Origin of the sequence: Phytoactinopolyspora endophytica, from assembly GCF_004138495.1 — a bacterium.
Lineage (GTDB): Bacteria > Actinomycetota > Actinomycetes > Jiangellales > Jiangellaceae > Phytoactinopolyspora > Phytoactinopolyspora endophytica.
The window spans coordinates 6738-12995 of record NZ_ML142860.1 but is presented as its reverse complement, the minus strand read 5'-3'; the positions used below and the strand labels follow the sequence as shown (position 1 = coordinate 12995).

At 68.2% G+C, this 6258-nt stretch carries 6 protein-coding genes; all 6 read right to left on the bottom strand.

What is annotated here, in order from left to right:
• Positions 1-453 (bottom strand): lipid II flippase MurJ (locus ELR45_RS21300; protein WP_205856989.1); only part of this gene is annotated, 453 nt, incomplete at its 3' end.
• Positions 454-604: 151 nt separating this feature from the next.
• Positions 605-1558, bottom strand: coding sequence for a hypothetical protein (locus ELR45_RS21295; protein ID WP_129668160.1), 954 nt, complete (start codon positions 1556-1558; stop codon positions 605-607).
• Complete coding sequence (locus ELR45_RS21290; RefSeq protein ID WP_165367983.1) at positions 1558-2589, bottom strand: copper transporter; 1032 nt, start codon at positions 2587-2589, stop codon at positions 1558-1560. Before ELR45_RS21290 ends, ELR45_RS21295 begins: the two co-directional genes overlap by 1 nt.
• Positions 2586-3773 carry a putative cytokinetic ring protein SteA gene (gene steA / locus ELR45_RS21285; RefSeq protein ID WP_129668158.1) on the bottom strand — a complete coding sequence of 396 codons (1188 nt, stop codon included), beginning with the start codon at positions 3771-3773 and terminating at the stop codon, positions 2586-2588. Before steA ends, ELR45_RS21290 begins: the two co-directional genes overlap by 4 nt.
• Positions 3770-5554, bottom strand: coding sequence for a DNA repair protein RecN (locus ELR45_RS21280; protein ID WP_129668157.1), 1785 nt, complete (start codon positions 5552-5554; stop codon positions 3770-3772). Before ELR45_RS21280 ends, steA begins: the two co-directional genes overlap by 4 nt.
• A gap of 82 nt (positions 5555-5636) precedes the next feature.
• The coding region (locus ELR45_RS41275) for an NAD kinase (protein WP_240759977.1) at positions 5637-6258 on the bottom strand (622 nt) is incomplete at its 5' end.

Below are 6258 nucleotides of genomic sequence, written 5' to 3'. Positions count from 1 at the left end.
GTACAACGGAACCTGCGGCAGGAAGATCAGCAGCATGGTGCGGCCCACGTCGGCACCGTCGGCGCCGCCCCTGCCCCGCAGCATCAGTTCAGCGATCGGTCCGGCCAGCAGTACCCCTAAGATCGCCACCGGCACCAGCACGATCAGAGTCCATCCGAGCAATGCGGACACGGTTCGGCGGACGCGCTCGGTGTCACCCTGGCTCGCCGCCGTCGCGATCAGCGGAACGACGACGCTCGCGAGCGCTCCTCCTGCCACGATCTCGAAGACGACGTTCGGGAGCGCGTTGATCGTCGCATAGATCTCACCCAGGACCGTCTGACCGACCGTGTACTGGAACACGAGCTGCCGGCCGAACCCCACGATCCGCGCGACCACGCTGATGGCCGCGATGAGCGCCGCACCACCGGCGATACCCGCGGCCGTACCAGCCGCAACACGCCGCGCGCTCATCCGCCGTCACCCAGGCCGATGATGCCCCCGGCCACCCCACCACACCACACGCCTAAATGATCATGTTTGGTAGGTTTCTTCGTGCGCGACCATGTCTGCAGGCATGGTACGGCACGAGAGAACCTACCAAACATGATCATTTTGGCCACTTCTAGGGGCGGCGGCCCAGCTGGTCAAGCTGGCGGAGCACGGGTGTGCCCTCGATGACCTTGGTGAAGCTCACTTTCTCGCTGGCCAGCGTCAAGGCGGTGACGACCGCGAGGTGCAGCAACCGGCTGCGGCTACCCTCCCGAGCTACCATCGCCAACCCGAGCAGAGCTCCCAGCGCGTTCGCGCCCGCATCGCCGAGCATCGTCCGCTCGCCCAGGTCATCCGGAAGCGTGGCGACCACCGCTCCCAGGGTGGCCGCGCCGATCGGGGCCCCGGTGCCGGTGAGCACCAGAGGCGCGTGCAGCAAGGCGGTCTTGCCCGCCCGCCCCGGGCGAAGATCCAGCAGATTCATCACGTTGGCATGCCCCGCGACAGCGGCACCGCCCACCACGGCATCGAAAAGGTTCTCACTGACCAGGGCCGCTCCGGTCAGGCCGGTGAGGCCGATCACTCCCACTTTGACCGTGCCGGTGGTGACCTGCCCTTCCCGAAGCGCAGCCAGATGCCCGCCGAGCCCTTTACTCGAGCTGTCACCGGTGAGGTCGTCGTACAGCCCGACGGCTCCCACCAACAACGCTGTGCCGACACCCGCGGTACGAGCGCAGCGGTTCAGCCCCGGCGCCAGCGCCACGCCGACGGCGGCGCCGGTCGCCAGTGCGGGTCCCGCCACAAGAGACACCGTCTCGCCGTGGAAGTTCTTACGCAGCCAGGCCGATGCCGGCTGGTCCTGCTCGTCACCTGGTTGCCGGTGTGCGTACTGGCTCTGCTCGCTGAAGGGATCCCGTTCTCCCAGCGGTTCGTCCGCACCGGAGCGAGTGGCATCCGCCGTGGCCGCAGGAGACATCTCGACGACGACCGGCGGAGGGCGCCGCATCCACCGCTGAGTGAACCCCCACGTGGCGGCCCCCGCGATCGCTGCGCACGCGGCCACCCGGACAACCCGGCCCAGCCCCATCACTGGTCGCCGCCCTCGTCATCCGAGTCGTCCGATCCGTTCTCACCTTCGCCGGACTCATCGTCGCCGCCGTCCTCCGGCTCCGTGCCGTTCTCCTCTGGCACCGGAGGCAGCGCGCCGTCGACCTCACCGATGACACCGTAATGGCCGGTGTTGCCACGCTGCTGCTCGGTCAGGGCGAAGATGACCGCGGCGCGCCCGGTCGGCAGGTCCGCGACATCCACCGTGGAGACGTCTTCGGCCGCGTCGCTGCCCCGCACGGCAGTCAGCACGCCGCCTTCCGCGGCGAACGACGGCCCGGCCACCACGACCCCGTTGCCGGCCGAGTCCAGCTCCGCCAGCAGAGTCACCAGACGGTCGAGCCGCTCTTCGGCGTCCTCCCCCGAGACCGGGCCGGCGACGGCCACCGCGAGCGTCGGAGCGGTGGAGGTGTCCTGCTCGAGGCGGAGCATCCCGGCTTCTTCGTATGCGCTGACGACCGTGGTGTCCACGGTCTGGGCCGCGTCCTCGACGCCCGGGCTGGTCTCCACCTGCTGGCTCAGCAGCGCAGACGCCAGCACGGTCGAACCTCGGTCGAAGCCGTTCCCGGATCCGAGCTCGACGCCCGAGCTCACCAGCTCCGTGGCCAGCTCGTCCAGCACGGGCTCGGAGTCAGGGTCGGTCCATGTCGGCTCGATACGGACGATCAGCTCGGATTGGGCCCCAGCGCGCTCGAGCGTCTCTTGAACCTGCTCGACGGTCTCCTCTTCCGCGCCGGGAAGTGGGATGATCGCGACGCGCTGGTCCTGAAGCTGGCCGGAGACCAGGCGCGGCATCACCTCGTCGACGAACGCCTCCTGATAGGCCTGTTCTTCGCCCGCGGATTCCAGCTCATCGCGCAAGCCGCGGTTCTCCTCGCGCAGGTCGGCAGTCTGATCGGTGAGCGTGTCGTCGATGGTGTCGCTCAACGGGCCGGCACCCAGCACAATGCCGGTCGCCAGTGCGAAGAAGATCGCGATGATCGAGACGAGATGATATCGGAAATCGATCACGAAAACAGTCCTTGCAGCCAGAAGTAGAAACGGTCCCACCAGGAACCGAAGATGTCGAGATAAGCCTGTCCGGTGGGGGTCGCGAACATCGCGGAGACTACCGCCCCCACACCGGCCAGCACCAGCAGCCAGAGCATCCAGTTCGACACCCTGCTGCGGTAGAGCCGGCTGACGCCCTTCGCGTCGACCAGTTTGCCACCGACCCGCAGGCGCGTCAGGAATGTGCTGGCCATTCCGGCGCGGCCCTTGTCAAGGAACTCGACGAGGGTCGCATGCGTGCCCACCGCGACGATCACTTGTGCGCCCTTGTCGTCGGCCAGCAACATGGCGATGTCCTCGCTTGTGCCCGCCGCGGGGAACGGGACGCCGGACAGCCCCATCCGGTCCAACCGGCCCGAGCCTGGCGCCCGTCCGTCGCGATACGCGTGCACCACCAGCTCGGCTCCGCTGACCAACGCATCGTCGGAGACCGAATCCATGTCGCCGACGATCATGTCCGGTGTGAGGCCGACCTCGAGTAACGCATCGGCTCCGCCGTCGACACCGATCAGCAGCGGTCGGTACTCCCGGATGTAGGGGTTGAGCGCGACCAGATCCTCCTTGTAGTCGTACCCGCGGACAACGATGAGGACATGGCGGCCCTCGAAGTCGGTCCGCACCTCGGGCACGCCCACGCCATCGAGTAGCAGCTCCCGCTCGCGCTTGAGGAACTCCATCGTGTTCGCGGCGAACGCCTCAAGCTGCGTCGACAGCCCTTCCCGCGCGCTGTCCATGAGCTTCGCCAGGCTCTCGGACGTGTGCAGGATGCCGTGACCCACGGGTTTGTCCGCCCCGTCACGGAAGATCGTGTTGCCGTCGATCCGCAGCGTCTCGCCCTCATGTACTTCGCTGAACAGATCCGGCCCGATGTCGTCCAGAAGCGGAATTCCGGCCGCCACGATGATGTCCGGCCCGAGGTTCGGATAACGTCCGCTGACCGATGGGCGGACGTTGACCACCGCGGCCACCTCGCACGCCACCAGCGCCTCGGCACTGACCCGGTCGATGTCGAGATGGTCGATGATGGCGATCTCGCCGGGCTTGACCCGTTTGGTGAGGTTCTTCGTCCTGTGGTCGAGACGTGCGACGCCCGACAAGCCTGGCAGGTCCTCCGACCTTCGCCGGCGTAACATGGGCATCTTCATCGCCTCGCAGCTCCCAATCGTCCGTGGCCGGCTTTGCTCGCCGCGGCAGCCGCCAACAACTCTTCCGCATGCGCCTGAGCCGACGCAGAGTCCTCCTGCCCAGCCAGCATGCGCGATAACTCACGCACCCGCGCGTTTTCGTCCAAAGTCTGGACATCGCTGCTGGTAACGCTCCCATCGTCGGACTTCACGACCGTCAGGTGCCGGTCCGCGAAGGCGGCCACTTGCGGAAGATGAGTCACGACGAGGACTTGTGCATGCTCGGCGAGCGCCGCCAGCCGACGGCCGACCTCGACGGCCGCCTTGCCACCCACCCCGGCATCGACCTCATCGAACACGAACGTCGGAACCGGGTCCGCACCGGCGAAGACGACCTCGATGGCCAGCATCAGGCGGGACAACTCGCCGCCGGAGGCGCCCTTGTCCAGGGGTCGCGGCTGCGCGCCGTTGTGGGCACTGAACAGGAACTCCACCTCGTCGGCCCCGTGCGGGCCGAGCTCGTCGCGACGGCGGACGTCGATCGTGACCTGCGCATGCGGCATTGCCAGCGCCGTCAGTTCGACGCTCACCGCCTCGCTGAACCTCTCCGCCGCCTCGGTCCGAGCCTGGCTGATCACCGCGGCGAGCTCGTGTAGTTCCGCGGTCAGACCGTCCCGTTCGTCCCGCAGCGCAGCCACCCGCTCGTCGTCGCCGTCCAGTTCGAGCAGGCGCCGCGATCCTCGCTCGGCCCACGCCAGCACAGCGTCGATCTCCCCCTGGGCGTCTCCGACTGCGGCCCCTGGATCATCGCCACGCCCCGGTGTGTCCGAGTCACCGTACTTACGCACCAGGTCACCCAGGACGGCACGACGGTCTTGCGCCTCGGAGAGCCGGGCCGGGTCGGTCTCCAGGCCGCTGGCGTACGAGGCCAGATCCGCGGCCACGTCACCGAGCAGGTATGCGGCCTCGGCGAGCCGGTCCGCCAGTGCCGCCAGCTGCTGGTCGTGTGCTCGTTCGGATTCCAGAGCCTGCCGAGCCGACCCGAGCAACGTCAGGATATCGGCCTGTTCCGGGCCGACCTCGTCTGCGGACAGGTATGCATGCGCGGCTTCGGCGGCGGTACGCAACGAGTCCGCGTAAGCCAGCCGCTCCTCCTCGCTGCGGAGCGCCACATCCTCGCCGGGCTGCGGATCCGCACGTTCGATCTCCTCGAGACCGAACCGGAGCATGTCCGCCTCTTGGGCGCGTTCCCGGGCACGCGTCGTCACCTTGGTCAGCTCGGTCTCGACCACATGCAGCCGTTCGTAACGGTCGACGTACTTGGCCAGCGGCTCCGACACCGACGACCCGGCGAACCGATCGAGCGCGGTCCGCTGCCGAGACGCACGCAGCAAGCGCTGCTGGTCGCTTTGGCCGTGCACCGCCACCAGCTCCTCGGCGAGCTCCACCAGCAGTGCAGCCGGCGCTCCCCGGCCACCGACGTGGGCCCGGGAGCGTCCCCCGGCCATCACGGTCCTGCCGACCAACAGATCGCCGTCGTCGAGTTCGGCGCCCGCGTCCAACGCGCGCAGCACCACGGGGCTCTCCGGATCGACCCGCAGCCGCCCTTCAACTACTGCGCGCTCGGCTCCAGCCCGGACCGCTCCGCCATCGGCGCGGCCACCCATCAGCAGGCCGAGCCCGGTCAGCACCATGGTCTTGCCAGCGCCGGTCTCGCCCGTGACGACGGTCAATCCGGTCCCAAGCTCCAGCTGGGCGTCGTCGATCACGCCAAGCCCACGAATCCGGATTTCCTGCAGCACAACTCTCGAGCCTAGCCCACTTCTCTGTCATTCCCCCGTTGCCATCCGGGCGCGCCGTGCCACAACATAACACCGTGGGAAGTCACGCGCGCCGACCGCGCCAGCCTTCGACAGGCAACGCGAACTTTGCCACTAGCCGGTCTGTGAACGGCGCCTCGTGCAGCCGCGCGAGCCGCACCGGCCACTCGCCACGGTGCACCTCGATCCGTGCCCCGGGCGGCAGGTCGACGGAGCGTCGGCCATCGCACCAGAGCACCGCCCCGGCGGTGCGTGGCTGCAGTGTCACTGACAACTCCGACAACGGCGACGCCACCAGCGGCCGGGCGAACAAGGCGTGCGCACTGATCGGCACCATCAGCAGGGCCTCCAGTTCCGGCCAGACGATCGGCCCACCCGCGCTGAACGCATAGGCAGTGGACCCCGTCGGCGTCGCCATGACCACGCCGTCGCATCCCCACCTCGACAGCGCGCGACCGTCGATCTCCGCCACCAGGTCGAGCATCCGTTCCCGGCTGCCCTTCTCGACACTGACCTCGTTCAGCGCCCAGCCCCGCGCAAGCACGGCTCCGTCAAGCCTGACCGTGACATCGATCGTCATTCGTTCCTCGACCACATAGTCGCGCGCCACCACGTGATCCACAGTGAAGCTGAGGGCGTCACGCTCAGCCTCGGCAAGGAAACCGATGTGGCCGAGGTTCACGCCG

Bases quoted from the DNA above. Each gene is read 5' to 3' on its own strand.
- ELR45_RS21295 (WP_129668160.1), bottom strand. From the start codon at position 1,558: ATGGGGCTGGGCCGGGTTGTCCGGGTGGCCGCGTGCGCAGCGATCGCG.
- steA (WP_129668158.1), bottom strand. From the start codon at position 3,773: ATGAAGATGCCCATGTTACGCCGGCGAAGGTCGGAGGACCTGCCAGGC.